Origin of the sequence: Sphingomonas psychrolutea (assembly GCF_014636175.1) — a bacterium.
GTDB classification, from domain to species: Bacteria; Pseudomonadota; Alphaproteobacteria; order Sphingomonadales; family Sphingomonadaceae; genus Sphingomonas; species Sphingomonas psychrolutea.
In genome coordinates, this window is sequence record NZ_BMDW01000006.1 from 77,638 (window position 1) to 100,197 (window position 22,560).

The window sequence follows — 22,560 nt, forward strand, 5'->3', positions numbered from 1 at the left end:
TGTATAAGACCTAATCCGACGCTCCCGGGAGGGCATGATGAAGCTGGCGTACCGAATCGCACTGCTTGCCCTTGCCATCGCGCCGATTGCCGCTTTCGGCGATTCGAGCCCGCAAGTCGTCCTTGCCACACCCGGCATTGGCGATGGCGCGATCGAACGTTTCACGACGCGCTTCAACCAGCCAATGGTGCCGCTCGGCGATCCGCGCGCGGCGTCGCCGTTCGACGTTACCTGCGCGGTCGGCGGCCAAGGCCGCTGGGTCGATCCGCAGACCTTCGTCTATGATTTTGCCAGCGGCTTGCCCGGCGGCACGGTGTGCAAATTCAAACTGCGCGACGGGTTGAAGAGCGTCAGCGGCTATGCCGCGACCGGCCAGAAGGAATTTACCGTCGATGCCGGCGGCCCGGTCGCCCGCGCGGTGCTGCCGGGCGAGGATTCGAGCGAAATCGAGGAGGATCAGGTCTTCCTCGTCGCGGCGAACTTGCCCGCTACGCCCGCCTCGGTAGCGGCCAATGCCTATTGCTCGGTCAAGGGGATTGGCGAGAAAATCCCGGTCGACGTGCTCGCCCCCGATCTGGCCGGGAAAATCCTCGGCGAACTCGGCACCGACAGCTGGACCGTGCGCAGCTTCCTCGAAAGCGGTGGTCTTCCCGCGACGATCCCCGCGCCTGCCGACCGTGCCAAGGCCTATGCCGGGGTCACTGCGCTGAAATGCCGCCGCCCGCTGCCGCCTGGCACCGACATGGCGCTGGTATGGGGCGCGAACATCGCAGGGGCAGGCGGCAAGACCGCGGGCAGCGACCAACGCTTCGATTACACCGTGCGCCAGCCCTTCACCGCCAAGTTCGAATGCAGCCGCGTCAATGCCGCCGCCGGCTGCAACCCGGTCGAAAAGGCGTGGGTGCGCTTCTCGGCACCGGTTCCGACGGAACTCGCCAAGCAAATCCGCATCCAAACCGCCGCCGGCAAGATGCTGACCCCGACGATCCTCGATTCTGAAAACGGGGAGGCGCGCGGCGATGCCAAGAGCAACGCGACCGTCTCGTCGGTCGGTTTCAAGGCCCCGCTGCCCGAGGCACAGACGGGCAAGCTGACGCTGCCCGAAGGCGTGAAGGACGAAAGCGGGCGGCCGCTCGCCAACGCCGCGCGCTTCCCGCTCGATGTGCGCTTCGGGGCCGCGCCGCCGCTGGTGAAGTTTGCAGCAAGCTTCGGCATTCTCGAATCAAAACAAGGCGGGGTGTTGCCGGTGACGGTACGCAACGTCGAACCCGCGCTGCAGGGCACCAACCTGACGATCGCCGGGCAAGCCTTCCGTGTCGATGGCACCGACGGCAAGATCGCCGACTGGCTGCGCACCGTCGGCACGGCCGGTGACGATGAAAGCCACGAGGAAAAACGCGGCAAGGAATCGGTCCGGATCAACGATACCGGCGCGACCTCGATCCTCGGCAAACAGGGGGCGGCATTCCGGGTCGGACTTCCCGGCAAGGGCAAGGATTTCGAAGTCGTCGGGATGCCGCTCGGCGGCGGCAAGCCCGGTTTCTACGTCGTCGAACTGGCCAGCCCCGTGCTGGGGCAAGCGCTGCTCGGGCGCAAAGCCCCGCGTTACGTTGCTGCCGCCGCGCTCGTCACCAACATGGCGGTGCATTTCAAATGGGGCCGCGAGAAGAGCCTCGCCTGGGTGACGGCACTCGACACCGGCAAGCCCGTCGCGGGCGCGGCGGTGCGGATCACCGACAGCTGCACCGGCGAGAGCCTCGCGCATGGCACCACCGACAAGAGCGGCGCGGTCTATGCGCCCCCCGGCCTGCCCGCGCCTGAAACCTATGGCGATTGCAAATATGGCCAAGCGCCGCTGATGATTTCGGCTCGCGTCGGCGACGACTTCAGCTTCACGCTGACCGAATGGGGCCAGGGCATCCGACCGTATGATTTCGACTTGCCCTATGGCTATTCGGCGCGCGGCGAGACGCTCCACACCGTGTTCGACACCGCGCTGATCCGTCAGGGCGAGACGGTGCATATGAAGCACATCCTGCGCACCTCGGTCGGCGATGGCTTTGGCCTCGCCCCAGCACTGACGGGCACGCTGCGGCTGCAGCATCGCGGATCGGACACGCAATTCGATTTGCCGCTCAGCATCGATGCCAACGGCATCGGCACCAGCGAATGGACCGCACCGGCGGGGGCACCGATGGGCGATTACGATCTCTCGGTGATTGCGGGCGATCGCCGGATCGAGACCGGGCAAAGCTTCAAGGTCGACGAATTCAAGCTGCCGACGATGCGCGCGAGCGTGACCGGCCCGAAGGAAGCGGTGATCCGCCCCACGACGCTGCCGCTCGACCTGTTCGTGGGGTATCTCTCGGGCGGGGGTGCATCGAACCTCGCGGTCGATATGCGCGTCGGCTATTTCGGGCATGACGCCAAGCCCGACGGCTATGAAGGCTATAGCTTCGGCGGCAAGGCGATCGCCGAGGGCACGCGCGCGCTCAACGGCGATGGCGAGGAGGAGCAGACCCCGCTCCCTCCGACCCAAATGCTCCCCGCGACGCTGGGCGGCGATGGCACCGCGAAACAGACGCTGAGCATCCCGCAAGGTCTCGACGGCACGACCGACATGCTGGTCGAGATGGATTATCAGGACGCCAATGGCGAAGTCCTGACCGCGTCCAAGCGCATCCCGATCTATGCCAGCGGCGTGCAATTGGGCGTCAAGACCGATGGCTGGCTGATGAAGCAGGACGATCTGCGGCTGCGCTTCGTGGCGCTCGATACCAATGGCAAGCCGATCGCCAATCAGGCGATCTCGGTCGCGCTCTACAGCCGCCAGATCCTCACCGCGCGGCGGCGGCTGATCGGCGGCTTCTACGCCTATGACAATCGCATGAAGACGACCAAGCTGGCGCAGAGCTGCACGGCGACAACCGACGCGCAGGGGCTGGCGACGTGCAAGCTCGATCCCGGTATTTCGGGCGAAGTCTATGCGGTTGCCACGACCAAGGACGCCAACGGCAACGAAGCGCGCGCGACGCAAAGCGTGTGGCTGGCGGGCAAGGACGATTGGTGGTTCGGCGGCGACAATGGCGACCGGATGGACGTGATCGCCGAGCAGCAATCGTATGAAGCGGGCGACGTGGCGCGCTTCCAGGTGCGGATGCCGTTCCGCCAGGCGACCGCATTGGTCACGGTCGAGCGCGAGGGCGTGCTCGCGTCTTACGTCACCGAGCTCAGCGGCACCGATCCGGTGGTCGAGGTGAAGATGCCCGGCAGCTATGCGCCCGACGTGTTCGTCTCGGTCATGGTCGTGCGCGGGCGCACCGAAAGCGGCTTCTGGACGTGGCTGCACGGCGTCGCGCGCAGCGTTGGCCTCGCGAGCGATCCGCCCGAGGGACAGGAGCCGACGGCGCTGGTCGATCTCGCCAAGCCGAGCTACCGCATCGGTATCGCCAAGGTGAAGGTCGGCTGGGAAGCGCATCGGTTGAACGTTGCGGTCAAGGCCGACCGTGCCCGCTACGCCGCGCGCGACGTGGCGCAAGTCGATGTGCAGGTGAAGACCCCCGACGGGAAACCCGCGCGCAGTGCCGACCTCGCCTTTGCCGCGGTCGACGAAGCGCTGTTGCAGCTCGCACCCAACGATAGCTGGGACGTGCTGACTGCGTTGATGGGCGAGCGCCCGCTGTCGGTCATCACCTCGACCGCGCAGACGCAAGTCGTCGGCAAGCGGCATTATGGCAAGAAAGCGGTCGAAGTGGGCGGCGATGGCGGTGGCGCGGCCGATGGATCGGGCCTCAACCGCGAGAATTTCAAGCCCGTCATCCTGTGGCAAGGCCATGTCGCGCTCGACGCGAACGGCCACGCGCGCATCCCCGTTGCGCTGTCCGACGCGCTGACCTCGTTCAAGCTGGTCGCGATCGCCACCGATGGCGCGCAGCTTTACGGCACCGGCATGGCGAGCGTGCGCACCGCGCAGGATCTGTCGATCTTTGCCGGGCTGCCGCCCGTAGTGCGCACCGGCGATTTCTATGCGGCCGGCTTCACGCTGCGCAACGGATCGGACAAGCCGATGACGGTGACCGCGCAGGTCGACGTCACGCCCGCGGTTGCACAAGGCAAGCCGCTGACGGTGACAATCCCGGCGGGCGGCGCGGTGCCGGTCGCGTGGAACCTGACCGCGCCTGCCAATCTCGACCGCTTGCGCTGGCACGTCAGTGCGAAATCGTCGGACGGCAAGGCGGTCGACCAGATCACCACCGATCAGGCGGTGCAGCCGCTCTACCCGGTCGAAGTCTGGGCCGGCACGCTCGCGCGCGTCGGGGCCGACACCTCGATCCCGATCCAGCCGCCGATGGGGGCGATTGCCGGGCGCGGGACGGTCGATATCCGGCTCGACGATACGCTCGCCCCGCCGCTCGAAGGGGTGCGGGCATTCATGGCGGCTTATCCGTACGATTGCTTCGAACAGCGGCTGTCGCGCGCGATTGCCTTGGGCGATTCCGCGCAGTGGCAAGCGCTCGCGGGCGAAATTCCGGCCTATCAGGCGGATGACGGGCTGTTGCGCTACTGGCCCTCGGGCAGCCTCACCGGGTCGGAGGCGCTCACCGCGTATGTGCTGGCGATGACCTCGGATGCGGGGCTCACCATCCCCGAGGGCCCGCGCGCGAAAATGATCGAGGGGCTCAAGGCCGTGCTCGACGGGCGCCTCCGCCACGAGGACTATGGCGATGTCCGGCTCCAGCGCGTCTACGCCTTCAACGCATTGGCCCGCGCCAATGCCGCGACCCCGGCGATGCTCGGGCAATTGAGCATGACGCCCAAGGAAATGCCGACCGCCTTGCTCGCCGATTATATCGTGTCGCTCGATCACCTCTCGGGCCTCGCCAACGGTGCGCCGCTGAAGGCGGCCGCGGCCAACACGCTGCGCACGCGCCTGGTGTATGAAGGCACGCGGCTCGATCTGTCGGATAGCAGCAACCAGCCGTGGTGGCTGATGTCGTCGGGCGACGAAGCCTCGATCAAGGCGGTGATCGCGACGCTCGGCCGCCCCGGCTGGCAGGACGATGCACCGAAGATGATGGTCGGTGTGGCCCTTCGTCAGAGCAAGGGCCGGTGGGATACGACCACCGCCAACGCCTGGGGCACGATCGCGGCGAAGAAGTTCGCGGCACTCTATCCGGCCAGCGCGATCGTGGGCGCGACCACGATGAGCCTTGGCGGGCAGACGATCAGCAAGGCCTGGCCGCTGGCGACGACGGCGCGCGCGGCGAGCTTCGCGCTACCGGCGATGCTGACCCCGCTCAAACTGGCGCACGCGGGGGCCGGACCATGGGCGAACGTCTCGGTCTCGGCTGCGGTGCCGCTGACCAAGGCGCTGTTTGCTGGCTATGAAATGCAGCGCAATGTCGAAGTCGTGCAGGCGCGGACCAAGGGCGTCCTTACGCGGGGTGATGTCGTGCGCGTGACGATTACAGTGAAGGCGAGTGCCGAGCGCAATTGGGTGGTGATCAACGATCCGATCCCAGCAGGCGCGACGATCATCGGCGATCTGGGCGGGCAATCGCAGATCCTGGCCGGGCAAGCTTCGGCCGGGCCGGGCAGCAAGTTCGAGGCACGCGATGCCGATGGCAAGCTGTGGGAGATTCAGGTCGGCGTGGTGCCGGCCTATGTCGAGCGGCGCAACGATGCTTGGCGCGCTTATTATGGCTGGGTGCCGCGCGGGGCGTTCAGCGCGTCGTATATGCTGCGCTTGAACGGCGCGGGGCGCTTCAGCCTGCCGCCGAGCCGAGTCGAGGCGATGTACTCGCCCGCAATCCGCGCACAACTGCCGCTCGCGCCGGTGACGGTGGTGCAGCGTTAGTGTCTCTATCCACCCCGGCGAAGGCCGGGGCCCAGTAGCGGGCCGTTGAGTGATCGAGTACCGCGCTCTTCTTCGTCGTGCGTCACAACTGGGCCCCGGCCTTCGCCGGGGTGGAGCAAGGGTGTGGGCGCGCTTCGGGACGCTGGACGCAAGGATTAGCCAATGGGCGGTGGCGACCTGGGCAAAACTCCGCACCAAGCAAGGCCTGACGCTCTCCGCCCTCGCACTCGCCATCCTCGCCTTCATCGTGATCGATTACGCAACGCTGCCCCCGCCGCTCCCCGCTTACGCGCATATCCGCGCGGCATGGCACCCGTCCGAGGCTTGGCTGTATGATCGAAACGGCGCGCTGATCGACAGCGCGCGCGTCGATTTCACCGCGCGGCGGCTCGGCTGGACCCCGCTCGACCAAATCTCGCCCGTCACGCGTGACACGATCGTCGGGGTCGAGGACAAGCGCTTCTTTTCGCATGGCGGGGTCGACTGGCTCGCCCTCGCCGGCGTCGCACGCGACAAGGCGCGGGGCGAGCGCGCACGCGGCGCGAGCACGCTGTCGATGCAAGTCGCGGGCTTCCTCGCGCCCGATCTCGCCGCGCCCGGCAAGCGCCATGTCTGGGACAAGCTCCGCCAGATGCGCGCCGCCTGGAGCCTCGAATCGGGCTGGTCGAAGGACCAGATCCTCGAGGCCTATCTCAATCTCGCCGGCTTCCGTGGTGAGGCGCAGGGGATCGGTGCGGCGGCACTCGGCCTGTTCGGCAAGACCCCCGATGCACTCGCGCGCGACGATGCGGTGCTGCTCGCCGCGCTCCTGCCCGATCCGCAGGCCGACCCTGCCGCCGTCGCGCGGCGTGCTTGCGCCGTCAGCCACGAGGCCGAATGCGCGCGCTTTGCGGGCGAGGCGGCGTCGATGCTCGGCCCGGCGCGGAGCCTGGCGCTCGACCCCGGCCTCGCGCCGCATTTGTCGGATCGGCTGCTGACCAAGCCGGGGCTGAAGGTCACCACCACACTCGATCGCCGCATTCAGACGCTCGCGATCGTCGCGCTGAAGCGGCAATTGCAGGGCCTCGGCGGCGCGCGCGCCCGCGACGGGGCCGCAATCGTGGTCGACAATGCGACCGGCGACGTGCTCGCCTATGTCGGCGGCATCGGCGGGGCCTCGACCGCGGCGTCGGTCGATGGCGCGAACGCCTATCGGCAGGCAGGATCGACGCTCAAACCGTTCCTCTACGCGCAGGCGATCGAGCGCGGCTATCTCACCCCCGCCTCGATCCTCGACGATTCCCCGGTCCAGCTCGACACGGCCTCAGGCCTTTACGTCCCGCAGAATTACGATCGCGGGTTCAAGGGGCCGGTGTCGGCACGCACCGCGTTGGCCGGGTCGCTCAACGTTCCCGCAGTACGGACTCTCTTGCTCGTCGGGGTCGATCCGTTCCGCGATCGGCTGTGGGACAGTGGCTATCGCGGCTTGGTCGAGGATGGTGCCTATTACGGCTATTCGCTCGCGTTAGGATCGGCCGAAGTGACGCTGCTCGAACAGGCCAATGCCTATCGCAGCCTCGCGCAAGGCGGGCGCTGGTCGCCGCTGCGACTCACGCTCGATGCCCCACGCGAAGCACCGCGCGCCGTCACGACCCCGCAGGCGGCGTGGCTGGTGGCGGACATGATGGCCGATCCCAATGCCCGCGTCGCGACCTTCGGGCTCGATTCGGCGCTGCGCCTGCCGTTCTGGGCAGCGGTGAAAACCGGAACATCGAAGGCCATGCGCGACAATTGGTGCATCGGCTTCACGCAGAAATACACGGTCGCGGTGTGGGTCGGCAATCTCGAGGGCGATTCGATGCGCGCGGTATCGGGGGCTAGCGGCGCTGCACCGGTATGGCGCGACATCATGCTCGCGCTCAATGCCACGGAACGCGGGAACCCACCGTCGCACCCCGCCGGAGTCGAAGCCAAGGCGATCAGCTTTGCGAATGCGATCGAACAGCCGCGCACGGAATATTTCCTCACCGGAACCGGCCAGACACGGATCGCCTTCGCGCCGCCCGAATCGCGCCGCCCGCGCATCACCAATCCGGTATCGGGCAGCGTCTATGCGATCGACCCCGATATCCCGCCCGACCGACAGCGGCTGTCGGTCGATGTATCGGGGGCGGCGATTGCGCATCGGCTGTGGCTCGACAAGACCGACCTCGGCGCGGCCGATTCGACACCGCAGATCATCGCCGCACCGGGCATCCACCGGCTCCGCCTGATCGATGTCGCCGGGCACGTTGTCGACCAAGTGCTGTTCACGATCCGCTGAAACGACCAACGACCGCGCTCCCGAAAGGAACGCGGCCGCTGCCCGTGACGAAACGCGCGTGCTTAGCGATAGAAGCCGCGGATCACGTCGATCACGACGCCGCGCCGCGTATCGACCAGGATCACGTCGTTATAATGCCGGATCCACTGCTGACCGTACGCCGGGCGACGCAAGTGCAAGCGCCACGGATCGGCAATGACGTAGCGCGATCCATAATAACCGCTCGAGATGCGCACCCCGGTGCGGAACGCATTGTAACGGAACGGCGCGTTCCAACCGCCGCGATTGTAGAAGCCGGGATTGCGATCGCGCCAGCCACGCCAATCGTCGCGACCATAAGCGCGGTTACGGTCGCGCACGTCTTCGCGCAGTTCCTGCCGCGCATCGCGGACGTCTTCGCGCTGGTCGCGAATGTCGCGGCGGTCGCCGGTACGACGGGCATCGCGCAGGTCGCGCTGTTCACCCCGAAGATCCTGCCGGTCGCGGCGCACTTCGGCGTTCGATTGGGCGCTTGCGGCGACAGGCATCAGCGTTGCCGCCATCACCGCGGTGAAAATGAATTTGCGCATCATATCCTCCATCATTGGCCGACCAACGGGTCGGTCCATGCCGAAGCTTATGCCGCCTGCGCCCTGAACGGCTAGCGAACGCACGCGTCAGCATACCGTCAGGGTTGTATCAAAGTGTATCAGGCGAAGACCAGCGTCCGGCGTTAGGGCGCGCCGCTGCCGCCGGTATTGTCGTTGCCGCCTTGTCCGCCGCCACCGATTGCCCCGACCGTGCCAATATTGCCGAACAGTTCATCGAAGAAGCTGCGCTTCTTGCCAAGCGTCGGCGTGGTCTTGCTCGATGGGCTGACCGAGGCGACCTGTTCCACCCCCGAACGCCGCACCGCCGAGACGACGCCGCGATCGTCGAAGCTGATCCGCAGCGTTACTTGCTCGCGCACATGCGGATTATTGTACGCGAAATTGCGCGCATCGCGCGAGATATAATACCAGTCACCCTGGTTGAATTCAGAGGTGAAGCTCGGCTTGCCGAGCACGGCGAGCACCGACTGGCGCGTATCGGTGCCGGCCTGGACCGAATTGACCAGATCGGGATCGATGACATAGCCTTGATGCGAACGGAGCGGCACGCACGCGCTCACCCCCAGCCCGACCATGGCGAGCAGGGCGACAGCCGTCATCTGGCGGACGGACTTCAAACGCATCGACACTCTCCGTTCAGGGCACGCAACCGTAACACGCTATTCTGGCCACGGCGCATTGCATCGTGGGCCGTCTGCCTCAATATGCCGGGAAACGCGGCCAAACAAGGGCGCGACCGTGATGCGGCGCTGATACGACGGGAACACTTGGATTTTGGGCTGGTTCGACAGACTTTTGGGCCGTGAGCGCGACGAGCTCGCCTTGGCATTGTATGATGGCGTGATCGCGACCGCGCGCGCGCCGCATTGGTATACGACGGGCGGCGTTCCCGATACGCTCGACGGGCGGTTCGACATGGTCGCGGCGATCCTGTCGCTGGTGCTGCTGCGGCTCGAGGGCGATGCCAGCGCGGGCGCCGCAAGCGCGCGGCTGACCGAACGCTTCGTCACCGACATGGACGGGCAATTGCGCGAAAGCGGCATTGGCGACATCGGCGTCGGCAAGCATATCGGCAAGATGATGGGGATGCTCGGCGGGCGGCTCGGTGCCTATCGCGACGGGCTGGTCAGTGGCGATCTGAGTACCGCATTGGTACGCAACCTGTATCGCGGGGTGATGCCCGACGCCGTAGCGCTGGCGCATTCGCAAAGGGCGTTGCTTGCCTTGCGCGATGCGCTTGGCGCGACGCCTGCCGCCGCGCTGATCGACGGGCGGATGCCGTGAGCGCCCCCGAATTTTCCCGGATCGAGCGAATCGACACGATCGGTGCGGGCGCGCGCAGCATCACGATCACCGCGACCGAAGCCGAGCGCGCGGCGCTGGCGGTACGCTTCGGCCTGATCGCGGTCGATCGGCTCGAGGCGACCTTCGCGGTGCAGCGCGACGCCAGCGGAATCATCGCGCGCGGGCGCGTCACGGCGGCGGTGGTCCAAGGCTGTTCGGTCACCGACGACCCACTGCCGATGACGGTTTCCGAAGACGTCGCATTGCGTTTCGTGACCGAACGGGAAGCGGCCGCGGAGGAAGAGGTCGAACTCGATACCGACGCGCTCGACACGATGGCCTATGATGGCAATGGGATCGACCTCGGCGAGGCAGCGGCCGAAACCATGGCGCTGGCGCTCGATCCGTTCCCGCGCGGGCCGAATGCGGCGGCGGCGCTACGCGCGGCGGGCGTGATCAGCGAGGAAGAGGCAAAGCCGGCGGGCGCATTGGCCGGGCTGAAGAGCTTGCTGGGTAGGGATTAATCGGCGTCCGGCCCGAGCGTCGGATCAAGATCGCGCGGGCGCACAAAGCGGGTGAGGCGCGCGGCGCCGGGTGCGAGATCACGCCACGTGCCGTCAAACACGATTTCGGCGATCGTTGCGGTGGGATATTTCACCCCGAGCGCAACGCGCGGTGCTTCGTCCGATTCGGGCACCAGCCACAAAGCGAGATCCTCCAGCCCCGGATTATGCCCGACCAGCAGGACATGCGTCGCTTCCGACGGCAGCTCCTGCACGACATCGAGCAAGGTCACCGCTGACGCCAGATAGATCCGCCGATCCCACACCGCGCCCAGCGTACGGCCATAGCCAAGTTCGACTTGCGCCAGCGTTTCGACCACGCGCAGCGCGGGCGACGCCACGACGGCATCGAACACCGCGCCACCGCTGCGCAAATGGCCGCCGATCAACGCCGCCGCACGTTTTCCCCGGCCGTTGAGCCCACGGTCGAAATCGCGCTGTGCCGGGTCGTCCCAATCCGATTTGGCATGGCGGAGCAAAGTGAGCCTCTTCACGATTTGGTCTCCGTGTCCGCGGTCGCGCGCGCCTCATGCCCAATTTGATCGGGTGAGGGAAGCGCCGACGCGCGCGCGACGGCTTCATCGAGCGTCACGCGCCGGATCGGCACGCCGGGCGGGAACGCGCTGAGAAGCCGCGACGGCATCGCGGCGGACAGCAGCACGAACGCGCCATGATCGTCGGCGCGGCGGATCAACCGCCCGAATGCTTGCGCCAGCCGCGCGCGGACGATGCGATCGTCATAGGCGCTGCCGCCGCCCGCCAGCCGCCGCGCGGCGTGGAGCACGGTCGGCTTGGGCCAGGGCACGCCCTCAAGCACGACCAGCCGCAGCGAGCGGCCCGGCACATCGACGCCGTCGCGCAAGGCATCAGTGCCGAGCAAGGACGCCGCCGGATCATCGCGAAAGATGTCGACCAGCGTGCCGGTATCGATCGGATCGACATGCTGCGCGTAGAGCGGCAGCCCCTCGCGTGCGAGCCGGTCGGCGATTCGCGCATGGACCCCGCGCAGCCGCCGAATTGCAGTGAACAGCCCGAGCATCCCGCCACCGCTCGCCACGCCCAGCCGCGCATAGGCGTTGGCCAGCGCGCCCATGTCGCCGCGCTTGACGTCGGTCACGATCAACACCTCGGCCTGCGTGCCATAATCGAACGGGGAGGCCGCCTCGAACCGGCTTGCGCCGCGCAGCAGATGGTTCGCCCCGGTGCGCGCTTCCGCCACGTCCCAGTCTCCGCCATTGTGTCCGCCGCCGCCACGCAGCGTCGCCGAAGTGACGAGCACGCCATGCGCTTGCTTGAGCACGGTTTCGGCAAAGGGCCGGGTCGGATCGAGCCAGTGCCGGTGCAGCCCGATATCATATTCGCGCCCCTCGACCCGGTCGACCGCGAGCCAGTCGACGAAATCGGGCGAGGCTGGCCCTCCGATCCGCGCGAGCAGCGACAGCCAGGCGGCCACCGTCTCGGCGCGCCAGCCGAGCGAGGCGACTGCACCCTCGATCCGGGCGCGTGCCGGGCCGTCCATCCAATCGGGGCCTTCGTCGAGCACCGCCTCAAGCCGCCGTCCGAGCGCGACCAGCGGGCGGACCAGCGCGTCGAGCGCCTCCGCCGCCGGACCCGCCGCTTCGATCAGGGCGGGGTCGGGCTCGGCCAGCTCGGTTTCCAGACCATAGCCTGCCTCACCCTCCTTCTCGGCGCGGGCGTAGGTCAGCCCGCGCACTGCCGCGAGCAGCGCCTCGATCGGCCCGAACGGCGCACCTTCGCCGATCCGCTGCAGCCAGCCATCGCTCGCGAGCGCCTGTGCCGCCGCCACCGCATCGGTGATCGCGCGACCGCCGCCCTCATCATAGCTCGCGACATCCGAGAGCCGCGCGGCGAGCCCGCGCCGCCGCCCGCGCCCGCCCGATTCGGGGCCGATCACCCAGCGGCGGAGCTCGATCGTCTCCGCTCCCGTCAGCGCGGTCGAGAACATCGCATCGGCCGCGTCGAACAGATGATGCCCCTCATCGAACACATAGCGCGTCGGCCGCGTCATGGATTCGCGGCCGCGCGCGGCGTTGACCATCACCAAAGCGTGGTTGGCGATGACCAGATCGGCCTCGGCACTCGCTCGCGCGGCGCGCTCGATGAAGCATTTGCGGTAATGCGGGCACCCGGCATAGACGCATTCGCCGCGCCGGTCGGTCAGCGCGGTCGCGCCGTTGCGGCGGAACAGTGTGGTCAGCCAGCCGGGTAGATCGCCCCCGACCATGTCGCCATCGGCGCTATACGCCGCCCAGCGCGCGACGAGTTGCGCGAGGATCGCCGCGCGCCCGGCGAACCCGCCTTGCAGCGCGTCCTCCAGATTGAGCAGGCACAGGTAATTCTCGCGGCCTTTGCGCGTCACCACTTTGGCACGGCGCACCGCCGGATCGGGGAAGAGGCGGGCGCTTTCCTGCCCCAATTGGCGTTGCAGCGCCTTGGTGAAGGTCGACACCCACACCACGCCATCGGCCTTCTCCGCCCAGAGCGAGGCGGGCGCGAGATAACCGAGCGTCTTGCCGATCCCGGTGCCCGCCTCGGCCAGCACCATATTGGGCGCGCCCGCCGTCATGCGCGGCCCGAACGCTTCGCGCGCCGCTTGGGCGTAGGCGCGCTGGCCCTGGCGTTGCTCCGCCGCAGACCCGGTCAGCGCGGCCAGGCGCGCCTGCGTTTCGTCCGGATCGAGCGTCACCGTGCGCGGTTGCGGACGGGCTGCACCCTCGGACCATTCGGGCAGCTTCGAATAGAGCCAGCGTTCGGCGACCGCGGGCTTGCGCAGCCGCTGCGCCAGCACCGGCGCCCAGGTCCAGCGCAGCCGGAACAGCGATTGCGCCGCAGTCCACGCCCCCTCGCGCTCGGGCCAGTTGCTGGCCGGATCGGTCATGTCGAGCAACGCCGCCGCCGCCGCGCGCAGGAAGTTCGCCACCTCGGCATCCTCGCGCGGGGCAGCGAGCCCGGCGACGCGCGCGAGCCCGCGCGGCGTCGGCACCATGAAGCGCGCCGGGCACAAAAAGGCGAACAGTTCGAGCAGATCGAGCAGATCGAGCCCCGACAGATCGGCATAGCCCAGCCGCTGCCCGATCAGCGCGGCGTTGAGCAGGATCACCGGCGTATCCGCCGCAATCCGGATTGCCTCCCCCCGCCCGATCGGCCGCGTGCCGCTCTCGTCCGCGATCCAGATGCCGCTGTGGCTGGCGTGGAGGGCGGGATAGGGGAGGGCGGGATAGGGGAGCGCTGAAGAAAGCGTGTTGGTCACGCCCAGACTATCGCGTGCACGGAACGAAATGGCAACGTATCACCGTCGCACCGGATCGATCAATTGCTGGAGGAGCCGGTCGGGATGCGCCCGATCGAGGCCGACCGGGGCGGTGCGGTCAGCAGGCGGGGCGAGCGTCCCGAACAGCCGATCCCACAGCGGCACCAAATCGCCATAGTTGCGATCGTGCGCCGCGCGATCAGGTGCATGATGCGCGCGGTGGAAGCCGGGCGTGATCACGAGTCCGTCCATCATCCGCTCGATCCACGGCGGCAGCGCGATATCGGCATGCTGCCACAGGGCCAGCGCAAACAGCAGCGTGTCGACCGCAAGCACAGCGGTAATCGGCGGTCCGATCACCACCACCGTCGCCGCCGCGACCGGCGCGATGATCAGCAGTTCGAGCGGGTGGTTGCGCACGGCGGTCGACACATCCACCGCAGCGTCGGCATGGTGGACGCGGTGGATCCGCCAAATCCACGGGATCGCATGGCTGAACCGATGGACCCAATAGGTCGTGAAACTGCGCGCGGTCAGCAGTAGCGCGAACGCGGCGATCCACGGCAAGGCGACCAACGGGCCAAGCCCGATCCCCAGCTTCTGCGCGAACACCGCCGCCGCCAGCGTCGATAGCGGCAGGACGCTGGCTATCCCGATCGTGACGATGCCCAAAGCGAAATTGGTGACCAGCCGCGCATCCGACGCGCCGTCAGACCCGCGCTCCACCCGCGGCGCCGCCACCTCGCACAGCGTGAGCACTGCAAAGCAGGCGAGGAGTGCTGCTGCCCAGATCCAGCCGACTTGCTCCACCTCAAATTCCTTGCGTCGGGTATCTTGTGTGCCACCCGCGGCATGCTACGCTGCCACGCGTATCATAACAGGGAAATTTTTCGATGGTCCGTACGCATGCGTTCACCGCCGCCGCCTTTGTAATTCTGCTGGCCGAAGCTGCCCCTGCTTTCGCGGGCCTCCCTGCCACCCCTGCCCCGATCGCCGGTGTCGGGCTTGGCGCGGTCGCCTTGATCGGTCTAGGCTATCGTGCGCTCAAGCGCCGGGCTCAGCGCTGAGCGCGACCAAGGCCGCGCTGCTCGGTTTCCCGCTTACCAGTCTCGCCATTGATCGCGCCGTCGCCTTTGCGGGCGTCGGCGTGTTCGCTGCGATCAATGCGCTTGCCGACACGATCCTTGGGTCGCTGCACGCAACCGGCCTGATCGACGCCATCGTGTCGCTGGCCGGGGTCAGCGCGGTGCTTTGGTTCGGCCTGTTCGCGGCGCTGCGCATTGCGGTTGAACCCGGCGCTTCGGCATGGCGGCGCGGCGACGGCATGGTGCTCGGCATTACGGTGCTGTGCGCGCTGTTACCTGCAACCTGGACGGCGGCAGTTGGTGTATTTCTGCTCGGTGCCTATCTCGTACTGAGCGCGCAGGACGGGCGCGCGCGCCGCGTCGCGCTGGTCTTGCTCGCGCTCAGCGGAACCTTGCTCTGGGGCAAGATTGTGCTCCTCGCCTTCGCGCCGATCGTGCTCGCGGCGGACGGGCAAATCGTCGGCGCGATCGTCGGGACGGGTGCGACGGGCAACTTGGTCGGGTTTGTCGGCGGCGGACAGTTCGTGATCGGCGGGCCGTGTTCGTCGGTCCACAACATCTCGCTTGCGCTCTTGCTGTGGAGCTGTGTCGTCGCCTTGCTGGATTTGACGATCGACCGCCGGCTGATCCTGGTCGGCGTGGCGGCAATGGCGGCGATGTATGCGCTCAATCTCGCGCGGCTGTCGGCGATCGCACTGTTCCCGGCGGATTTCGAATGGCTCCATCTCGGGACAGGCGCGACATTGTTCGGCTGGGCCGGTTTGCTGCTGGCCGGGCTGATCATCGGTGCCGGAGCCTATGATGCGCTCGCCCGTCGCGCTTAGCATCTGGGCGGGCCTCTTAGCACTGGCGACGATCGGGTCGCTCGCAGTGAAGGACGCGCTTGCCTCGGCGCCGCAAGTCGAACTGGCAGGCAAGACCAACGCCGCGATTGCCGCCACGTTACGCGGCCAGGGTTTCGCGGTGCGCGTCGAACCGCACCGCTTTCAGAGCTGGATCTTTTTCGGCACGCGCGGCGCGTGCCGGATCGCCGCGCGCGACGCGGTGAACGCCGCGCATTATACCGAGGCGTTCCGCGAACAAATGGCGGGTGTCGGGTCGGTGCGGTATCTCTATCGCGGCAATCGCTCGGTCGGCCCGCCCGAATTAACGGCGTTGGTCTACCGTCTGGTGCCGCGCAGCCTCGATCGCTTCGGCGTCCATGTCGCGCGTAGCGCGCCGGTCGCGGTGGCGACCAGCAGCGGCTGTCCCGACGGCGATTTCGGGCTTGAGCGCATTGCCGTCGCACCCTGACGCGTGTGCCCCTTGCCTGGAGGATCACCCGCGCGCGTGACGAACCGCCTCACTAGCGCTAGACGCACGCCCATGACCGATTTCCGCACCGCCGCCCTCGATTCCAAAGCTTGGCCCTATGAAGAGGCGCGCAAGCTGCTCAAGCGCTACCCGGAGGGCAAACCGGGCGGGGCACCGATCATCTTCGAGACCGGCTATGGCCCGTCGGGCCTGCCGCATATCGGCACGTTCAACGAAGTGCTGCGCACGACGATGGTGCGGCATGCGTTTCAGACGCTGTCCGATGCGCCAACGCGGCTGATCGAATTCAGCGACGATATGGACGGGTTGCGCAAAGTCCCCGACAACGTGCCCAACCAAGCGATGTTGACCGAGCATCTCGGCAAGCCGCTCAGCCGCATTCCCGATCCGTTCGAGAAGTTCGAGAGTTTCGCCGCGCATAACAATGCGATGCTGCGCGATTTTCTCGATCGCTTCGGCTTCGAGTATGAGTTCGTCTCCTCTGCCTCGCAATATGAAGCCGGCGTGTTCGATGACGCGCTGAAGGGCGTGCTGCGCCATTATCAGGCGATCATGGGCGTGATGCTGCCGACGCTGCGCAAGGAACGCGCCGCGACCTATTCGCCGATCCTGCCGATCAGCCCCAAGACCGGAGTGGTGCTGCAAGTCCCGGTCGAAGTGGTCGACGCGGAGGCGGGCACGATCCGCTTCACGGACAGCGATGGCGAGGTGCTGGTGCAATCGGTGCTGGGGGGCCACGCCAAGCTGCAATGGAAGGTCGATTGGGCGATGCGCTGGGTCGCGCTCGGCGTCGATTACGAGATGTACGGCAAGGACCTGATCGACAGCGGCGTGCAATCGGGCAAGATCGCCCGCGTGCTCGGCGGGCGCCCGCCCGAGGGGCTGATCTACGAGATGTTCCTCGACGAAAAAGGCGAGAAGATTTCGAAGTCGAAGGGCAATGGCCTGACGCTCGATCAATGGCTTGAATACGGCACGCAGGAGAGCCTGTCCTTCTTCGCCTATCGCGAGCCGAAAAAGGCCAAGCAACTCCACATCGGCGTCATCCCGCGCGCGGTCGACGACTATTTCCAGTTTCGCGGCACCTATGCGGCGTTGCCGGTCGAGCAGAAGCTCGGTAATCCCGTGCACCATATCCATGATGGCGCGGTGCCCGCGGACCTGCCGCCGGTGACCTTTGGGCTGTTGCTCAATTTGGTCGGCGTGCTTGGCGCGGGCGCGACCGCCGAGCAAGTGCGCGGCTATCTGAGCAACTATATCGAGGGCGCAATCCCACCAGAGCTCGACGCGCTGATCGGCCATGCGCTCGCCTATAACCGCGATTTCATCGCGCCGACGCTCAAGCGCCGCAAGCCCGAGGGGATCGAGATCGCGGCGCTCGAACGGCTCGACCGCGAACTTGCCGCAGCCCCCGCCGATGCATCGGCGGTCGATTTGCAGAACATCGTCTATGCGATCGGGAACGAAGGCGGGTTCGACCCGTTACGTGCCTGGTTCGGAGCGCTGTACGAAACCCTGCTCGGTTCTTCACAAGGACCACGCATGGGCAGTTTCATCGCGCTGTACGGTATCGACAATACGCGCGCGCTGATTGCCGAAGCCTTGGCCGCCTGACGGTGGCCGACCCGCCGCCGCCAACCTCGATCGAGGTTCTGATCGCAATGCCACAGGCGATCGCGCGCAAAACACGCTCGACGATGCGCCACTTCCTGGTCAACGAAGCATCGGGCGGGATCGTGCTGATCGCGGCGGCGCTGCTGGCGATGATCGCGGCCAATTCGGCTCTGGCCGAGCGCTATTTCGGCTTGCTCCATCTCGTGACCGGGCCGGTGCTGGTCAAGGAACTTGGGCCGATGACGGTCCATCTGTGGATCAATGACGGGCTGATGGCGATTTTCTTCCTGCTCGTCGGGCTGGAGATCAAGCGCGAGTTCGTCGACGGGCAATTGGCGAGCTGGAAGCGGCGGCGACTGCCGTTCATCGCGGCGGCGGCGGGGATGATCGTGCCGGCGCTGATCTATCTGGCGGTGGCGGGCGGTAATCCGGCGGTGGTGCGCGGCTGGGCGATTCCGGCGGCGACCGATATCGCCTTTGCGATCGGCGTACTCGCGCTGCTCGGATCGCGCGCGCCGCCGGCGCTGAAGCTGTTCCTGACCACGGTCGCGATTGTCGATGACATGGGTGCGGTCGCGATCATCGCGGTTGCCTATACCGACCATCTCAACGTGCTCGCGCTGGTTGGCGCCGGGCTCGTCGCGGCGGGGATGTATGCGCTCAATCGCTACGCCGTGCGACGCCTCACGCCCTATCTCGTCGGGTTCGTCCTGCTGTGGTTCCTGGTGCTGCTGTCGGGCGTCCATGCGACGATTGCGGGGGTTGTGACCGCTTTTCTGATCCCGATCACGACTGCGCCCGGCGCGCCCGCTTCGGCAAAATCGCCGCTGCACCGGCTTGAACATGGGCTGCATGGCACTGTCGCATTTCTGATCGTGCCGCTGTTCGGCTTTGCCAATGCCGGCGTGTCGCTCGTTGGCACGAGCCTCGCGTCGCTCGCCCACCCGTTGGTGCTGGGCATCACGCTCGGGTTGTTCCTGGGCAAGCAGATCGGGATTTTGGGCAGCATCGCGCTCGCTGAACGGTTTGGCATCGCGCAGCGTCCGGGCGGGGCGAGCTGGCTGCAAGTCTATGGCGTCGCCTTGCTCGCCGGGATCGGTTTTACAATGAGCTTGTTCATCGGCGGGCTGGCCTTCCCGAACGACGTGCACTTGGTCGACGAGGTGAAACTCGGAGTGCTGTGCGGCTCGATTCTGTCGGGGCTGGCGGGCTATCTGGTTTTGCGCTTTGCACCACGCGTGAAGCGGGTGCCGTGATGCGGCGCTTTTTCTCGGCGCGGCAATTGGCGCATGCGCCCGCGCTCGAGCTGCACAATGGCGGCTTCACGGCCTTTGCCGAAACACCGTCGCGCGCCGCAACGATCCGTGATGCGATCGGCGGCGCGGAGGAACCCGCGGATCGCGGCGATGCGGCGATCCGCGCGGTGCATAGCGCCGACTATCTCGCCTTTTTGGCAGAAGCGCCCGCACGCTGGGCGGCGGCGGGGCGGCCGGGCGATGCGATGGGTTATGTCTGGCCAGTGGTCGGGCGGCGATCGCTCAGGATCGAGCGAATCGACGGGCTGATCGGGCGCTACAGCTTCGACGCCTCGACTCCGCTGACCGCCGACAGCTATGGGTCGGCCTATTGGAGCGCGCAAAGCGCGCTCGCGGCGACGCACGCCGTGCTGGGCGGCGAGCGCGCCGCTTTCGCCTTGTGCCGCCCGCCCGGGCACCACGCCGGCAGCGATTATCTCGGCGGCTATTGCTACCTCAACACCGCCGCCATCGCCGCACAGGCGGCGATCGATGCGGGGCGGCAGCGCGTCGCGATCCTCGATATCGACTATCACCACGGCAACGGGACGCAGGACATCTTCTGGGATCGCGGCGATGTGTTTTACGCCAGCATCCATGCCGATCCGGCGACGGATTACCCCTTCTACTGGGGCCATGCCGATGAAAGGGGCGAGGGCGATGGGCACGGCGCAACGCTCAACTTGCCCCTGCCGCAAGGCTCGGGGCTGGAGCCGTTCCGCCGCGCGCAAGCAACCGTGCTCGAGGCGATCGCGCGGTTCGCGCCCGATCTGCTGATCGTCAGCCTGGGCGTGGATACGTGGGAGGGCGATCCGATCTCGCACTTCAAACTGACCACCGGGGATTATGCGGTGCTCGCGGCGGATATCGCAGGCTTTGGCTGGCCGACGGTAGTGGCGATGGAGGGCGGCTATGCCGTCGATGCGCTGGGCGCGAACGTGGCGAGTTTTCTGGGCGGGTTTTGAGCGCAACCCCTATTCGGCTGCGCCGGTCAGCGACCACCAATCCTGCGCGGCATGGATCAGGCGCACGACGGAAATACCGTTTGGGCGCCGCTCGTAGAAGATCAGATGGTTCGGAAAACCATCGACCTTCCATTTGTGCAGCGCGCCCAGTCGAGGATGGGTCGAAACAAACCGTGGCGCGATGCCCGGATTCTCTGCCAAGACGGCGAAAGTCCGGTCGGTGGCATCGAGAAATCGATCGGCAACGTCAAAGCCGGCCTCGTCGGCAAGCCAGCGATAATGCCGTTCGATATCGCGCCGCGCCGCCGCTCGGACGACGATCGTGGATCGGCTCAATGGCCGACCCGGGCCGATGCTCGAATGGCGTCGATGTCGTGCCGGGTCCATTCCGCCTCTGGGCTCGCCAGCCCTTCGAGCAGCAGCGTCTCCAGCGTCTCGCGCGCCTTGCGCTTTTCGTCGGCGCGGATCAGTTCGCGGACGTATTCGCTGGCGCTGCTGTAGCGGCCATTGGCGATTTCACCCTCAACGAACGCTTTCAGCGCGCCTGGAAGCGAGATGTTCATGCTGTCCATCGGCGCAGGATAGGCAAATGGCAGGAAATGGCAATATTGGGCGGCGTCGCGGGGGAAGCACGACGCAGGCGTAAATCCCGCGTCGTCGGTCGGCGCTGTGGCGCCGCCGGCCGCGCCGACGTCGCTTCGCTGGTCGGCAGCGGCGCGTAGCTTACGCTACGCGCCTCGCGTCGTCACAGCTTCTCGGTCAGCTCCGGCACCAGCTTGAACAAATCGCCCACCAATCCGTAATCCGCGACCTGAAAAATCGGAGCGTCCTCGTCCTTGTTGATCGCGATGATGACCTTCGAATCCTTCATCCCCGCCAGATGCTGGATCGCGCCCGAAATGCCGACCGCGACATAGACCTCGGGGGCGACGATCTTGCCGGTCTGGCCGACCTGATAGTCATTCGGGGCATAGCCGGCGTCGACTGCAGCGCGGCTCGCGCCGACGCCTGCGCCGAGCTTGTCGGCGAGCGGATCGATGATCGCGTGGAATTGCGCGTCCGAACCGAGCGCGCGCCCGCCCGACACGATGATCTTGGCCGAGGTCAGCTCGGGCCGCTCCGATTTGGCGATTTCCGAGCCGACATAGCTCGACAGACCCGCATCGCCCGTCGTCGCGACGGCTTCGATCGTGCCCGATCCACCCTCGGTGGCGGCCTTGGCAAACGCCGTGCCGCGCACGGTGATCACCTTCTTGGCGTCCTTGGTCTGGACGGTAGCGATCGCGTTGCCCGCATAGATCGGCCGCGTGAACGTATCTTCGCTCTCGACCGAAAGGATGTCCGAAATCTGCATCACGTCGAGCAGAGCGGCAACGCGTGGCGCGATGTTCTTGCCGTTAGTGGTGGCGGGCGCGAGGAACGCGTCGTGCGTCGCCATGAGCCCCGCGATCAGCGGCGCGACATTCTCGGCCAGCGCATGGGCATAGGCGGCATCGTCGGCGACGTGCACCGTGCCGACGCCGGCAATCTTGGCGGCTTCGGCGGCGACGCCGGCGACGCCTTGCCCGGCGACGAGCAAATGCACTTCGCCCAGTTGCGAAGCGGCGGTGACCACGGCGAGCGTGGCGTCCTTGACGGTGGCGCCGTCATGTTCGACCCAGACGAGCGTCTTCACTTGGCAACTCCCATCGCCTTGAGTTTGGCAACCAGTTCATCGACATCGGCGACCTTGACGCCGGCCGAGCGCTTGGCCGGCTCGACTACCTTCAGCGTGGTGACACGCGGGGTGACATCGACACCGTAATCGCCCGGCGTTTTCTGCGCCATCGGCTTCGACTTCGCCTTCATGATGTTGGGCAGCGAGGCATAGCGCGGTTCGTTGAGGCGCAGATCGACCGTGATGATCGCGGGCAGCGTGAGCGTCTCGGTCTCCGACCCGCCATCGACTTCGCGCGTCACGGTGACGCTGTCGGCGGTGAGCTCGACCTTGGAAGCGAACGTCGCCTGACCGACACCCATCAACCCGGCGAGCATTTGCCCGGTCTGATTGTTGTCATCGTCGATCGCTTGCTTGCCGAGGATGATCAAATCGGGCTTTTCCTCCGCGACGATCGCCTGCAGCAATTTGGCGACGCCCAGCGGCTCGACCCTGTCCTCGCTGACGACGAGGATCGCGCGGTCGGCACCCATGGCGAGCGCAGTGCGCAGCGTTTCCTGCGATTTCTGTTCGCCGATCGACACGACAACGATTTCGGTCACGCCCTTATCTTTCAGGCGAATCGCTTCCTCGACCGCGATCTCGTCGAACGGGTTCATGCTCATCTTGACGTTGGCCAGATCGACCCCCGTCCCATCCGCCTTGACGCGGGGCTTTACGTTGTAATCAAGCACGCGCTTGACGGGGACCATAACTTTCATGC

The 22,560-nt window shown here is 66.7% G+C and carries 19 protein-coding genes; 10 read left to right on the forward strand and 9 right to left on the reverse strand.

Annotated elements, in window-relative coordinates:
* Positions 1-34 precede the first annotated feature (34 nt).
* Both IEV62_RS06455 and pbpC read left to right on the forward strand, forming a co-directional pair.
* Positions 35-5,857 carry an alpha-2-macroglobulin family protein gene (locus tag IEV62_RS06455; protein WP_445009362.1) on the forward strand — a complete coding sequence of 1,941 codons (5,823 nt, stop codon included), beginning with the start codon at positions 35-37 and terminating at the stop codon, positions 5,855-5,857.
* Between the two features lie 169 nt (positions 5,858-6,026).
* A complete protein-coding gene (gene pbpC / locus IEV62_RS06460; RefSeq protein ID WP_229732863.1) occupies positions 6,027-8,159 on the forward strand; it encodes a penicillin-binding protein 1C in 2,133 nt (710 codons plus the stop codon).
* A gap of 62 nt (positions 8,160-8,221) precedes the next feature.
* Here pbpC and IEV62_RS06465 read toward each other — a convergent pair whose 3' ends face one another.
* Positions 8,222-8,728: an RcnB family protein gene (locus IEV62_RS06465; protein ID WP_188446161.1), complete on the reverse strand. Its 507-nt coding sequence runs from the start codon at positions 8,726-8,728 to the stop codon at positions 8,222-8,224.
* Positions 8,729-8,871: 143 nt separating this feature from the next.
* A complete protein-coding gene (locus IEV62_RS06470; RefSeq protein WP_188446044.1) occupies positions 8,872-9,372 on the reverse strand; it encodes an outer membrane protein assembly factor BamE in 501 nt (166 codons plus the stop codon).
* A gap of 199 nt (positions 9,373-9,571) precedes the next feature.
* On the opposite strand from IEV62_RS06470, the gene IEV62_RS06475 reads away from it, so the two are divergent.
* Both IEV62_RS06475 and IEV62_RS06480 read left to right on the forward strand, forming a co-directional pair.
* Positions 9,572-10,033 carry a ubiquinol-cytochrome C chaperone family protein gene (locus IEV62_RS06475; protein ID WP_373868565.1) on the forward strand — a complete coding sequence of 154 codons (462 nt, stop codon included), beginning with the start codon at positions 9,572-9,574 and terminating at the stop codon, positions 10,031-10,033.
* Positions 10,030-10,557: a YceD family protein gene (locus IEV62_RS06480; RefSeq protein ID WP_188446046.1), complete on the forward strand. Its 528-nt coding sequence runs from the start codon at positions 10,030-10,032 to the stop codon at positions 10,555-10,557. The genes IEV62_RS06475 and IEV62_RS06480 overlap by 4 nt, the downstream gene beginning before the upstream one ends.
* On the opposite strand, the gene IEV62_RS06485 is transcribed toward IEV62_RS06480, so the two are convergent.
* The 3 genes from IEV62_RS06485 to IEV62_RS06495 are packed head-to-tail and all read right to left on the reverse strand — an operon-like array spanning position 10,554 to position 14,677.
* On the reverse strand, positions 10,554-11,090 hold the full coding sequence (locus IEV62_RS06485) for a SixA phosphatase family protein (protein ID WP_188446047.1): 537 nt from the start codon (positions 11,088-11,090) through the stop codon (positions 10,554-10,556). The two genes, IEV62_RS06480 and IEV62_RS06485, sit on opposite strands and share 4 nt — an antisense overlap.
* Positions 11,087-13,867 (reverse strand): ATP-dependent DNA helicase, encoded by a 2,781-nt coding sequence (locus tag IEV62_RS06490; protein WP_188446048.1) that lies wholly within the window; start codon positions 13,865-13,867, stop codon positions 11,087-11,089. Before IEV62_RS06490 ends, IEV62_RS06485 begins: the two co-directional genes overlap by 4 nt.
* Before the next feature lie 39 nt (positions 13,868-13,906).
* Positions 13,907-14,677, reverse strand: coding sequence for a sterol desaturase family protein (locus IEV62_RS06495; RefSeq protein WP_188446049.1), 771 nt, complete (start codon positions 14,675-14,677; stop codon positions 13,907-13,909).
* Positions 14,678-14,760: 83 nt separating this feature from the next.
* Between IEV62_RS06495 and IEV62_RS06500 the strand changes: the two genes are divergently transcribed.
* The 6 genes from IEV62_RS06500 (at position 14,761) to IEV62_RS06525 (ending at position 20,140) form a co-directional block, all read left to right on the forward strand.
* On the forward strand, positions 14,761-14,934 hold the full coding sequence (locus tag IEV62_RS06500; RefSeq protein WP_188446050.1) for a hypothetical protein: 174 nt from the start codon (positions 14,761-14,763) through the stop codon (positions 14,932-14,934).
* Positions 14,935-15,014: 80 nt separating this feature from the next.
* Complete coding sequence (locus tag IEV62_RS06505; RefSeq protein WP_188446051.1) at positions 15,015-15,776, forward strand: hypothetical protein; 762 nt, start codon at positions 15,015-15,017, stop codon at positions 15,774-15,776.
* Positions 15,751-16,245, forward strand: coding sequence for a hypothetical protein (locus tag IEV62_RS06510; RefSeq protein ID WP_188446052.1), 495 nt, complete (start codon positions 15,751-15,753; stop codon positions 16,243-16,245). The genes IEV62_RS06505 and IEV62_RS06510 overlap by 26 nt, the downstream gene beginning before the upstream one ends.
* A 72-nt stretch (positions 16,246-16,317) precedes the next feature.
* Entirely contained in the window at positions 16,318-17,880 is a 1,563-nt protein-coding gene (locus tag IEV62_RS06515; protein WP_188446053.1) for a lysine--tRNA ligase, read from the forward strand.
* 47 nt (positions 17,881-17,927) lie between these two features.
* Positions 17,928-19,136 carry a Na+/H+ antiporter NhaA gene (nhaA, locus tag IEV62_RS06520; protein ID WP_188446162.1) on the forward strand — a complete coding sequence of 403 codons (1,209 nt, stop codon included), beginning with the start codon at positions 17,928-17,930 and terminating at the stop codon, positions 19,134-19,136.
* Positions 19,136-20,140, forward strand: coding sequence for a histone deacetylase family protein (locus IEV62_RS06525; RefSeq protein WP_188446054.1), 1,005 nt, complete (start codon positions 19,136-19,138; stop codon positions 20,138-20,140). The genes nhaA and IEV62_RS06525 overlap by 1 nt, the downstream gene beginning before the upstream one ends.
* Before the next feature lie 9 nt (positions 20,141-20,149).
* On the opposite strand, the gene IEV62_RS06530 is transcribed toward IEV62_RS06525, so the two are convergent.
* The 4 genes from IEV62_RS06530 to IEV62_RS06545 all read right to left on the reverse strand — a co-directional run bounded on the left by IEV62_RS06530 (position 20,150) and on the right by IEV62_RS06545 (position 22,558).
* Positions 20,150-20,476, reverse strand: coding sequence for a type II toxin-antitoxin system RelE/ParE family toxin (locus IEV62_RS06530; protein ID WP_188446055.1), 327 nt, complete (start codon positions 20,474-20,476; stop codon positions 20,150-20,152).
* A complete protein-coding gene (locus IEV62_RS06535; RefSeq protein WP_188446056.1) occupies positions 20,473-20,712 on the reverse strand; it encodes a type II toxin-antitoxin system ParD family antitoxin in 240 nt (79 codons plus the stop codon). Before IEV62_RS06535 ends, IEV62_RS06530 begins: the two co-directional genes overlap by 4 nt.
* Positions 20,713-20,885: 173 nt before the next feature.
* On the reverse strand, positions 20,886-21,815 hold the full coding sequence (locus IEV62_RS06540; protein ID WP_188446057.1) for an electron transfer flavoprotein subunit alpha/FixB family protein: 930 nt from the start codon (positions 21,813-21,815) through the stop codon (positions 20,886-20,888).
* Positions 21,812-22,558, reverse strand: a complete 747-nt coding sequence (locus tag IEV62_RS06545; protein ID WP_188446058.1) for an electron transfer flavoprotein subunit beta/FixA family protein — start codon at positions 22,556-22,558, stop codon at positions 21,812-21,814. Before IEV62_RS06545 ends, IEV62_RS06540 begins: the two co-directional genes overlap by 4 nt.
* Between the last annotated feature and the right edge of the window lie 2 nt (positions 22,559-22,560).

What these genes read in the sequence shown, in the direction of transcription:
- IEV62_RS06455 (WP_445009362.1), top strand. Translation starts at nt 35, where the DNA reads ATGATGAAGCTGGCGTACCGAATCGCACTGCTTGCCCTTGCCATCGCG.
- IEV62_RS06465 (WP_188446161.1), bottom strand. Translation starts at nt 8,728, where the DNA reads ATGCGCAAATTCATTTTCACCGCGGTGATGGCGGCAACGCTGATGCCT.
- IEV62_RS06470 (WP_188446044.1), bottom strand. Translation starts at nt 9,372, where the DNA reads ATGCGTTTGAAGTCCGTCCGCCAGATGACGGCTGTCGCCCTGCTCGCC.
- IEV62_RS06500 (WP_188446050.1), top strand. Translation starts at nt 14,761, where the DNA reads ATGGTCCGTACGCATGCGTTCACCGCCGCCGCCTTTGTAATTCTGCTG.
- IEV62_RS06510 (WP_188446052.1), top strand. Translation starts at nt 15,751, where the DNA reads ATGATGCGCTCGCCCGTCGCGCTTAGCATCTGGGCGGGCCTCTTAGCA.
- IEV62_RS06515 (WP_188446053.1), top strand. Translation starts at nt 16,318, where the DNA reads ATGACCGATTTCCGCACCGCCGCCCTCGATTCCAAAGCTTGGCCCTAT.
- nhaA (WP_188446162.1), top strand. Translation starts at nt 17,928, where the DNA reads ATGCCACAGGCGATCGCGCGCAAAACACGCTCGACGATGCGCCACTTC.
- IEV62_RS06525 (WP_188446054.1), top strand. Translation starts at nt 19,136, where the DNA reads ATGCGGCGCTTTTTCTCGGCGCGGCAATTGGCGCATGCGCCCGCGCTC.
- IEV62_RS06535 (WP_188446056.1), bottom strand. Translation starts at nt 20,712, where the DNA reads ATGGACAGCATGAACATCTCGCTTCCAGGCGCGCTGAAAGCGTTCGTT.
- IEV62_RS06545 (WP_188446058.1), bottom strand. Translation starts at nt 22,558, where the DNA reads ATGAAAGTTATGGTCCCCGTCAAGCGCGTGCTTGATTACAACGTAAAG.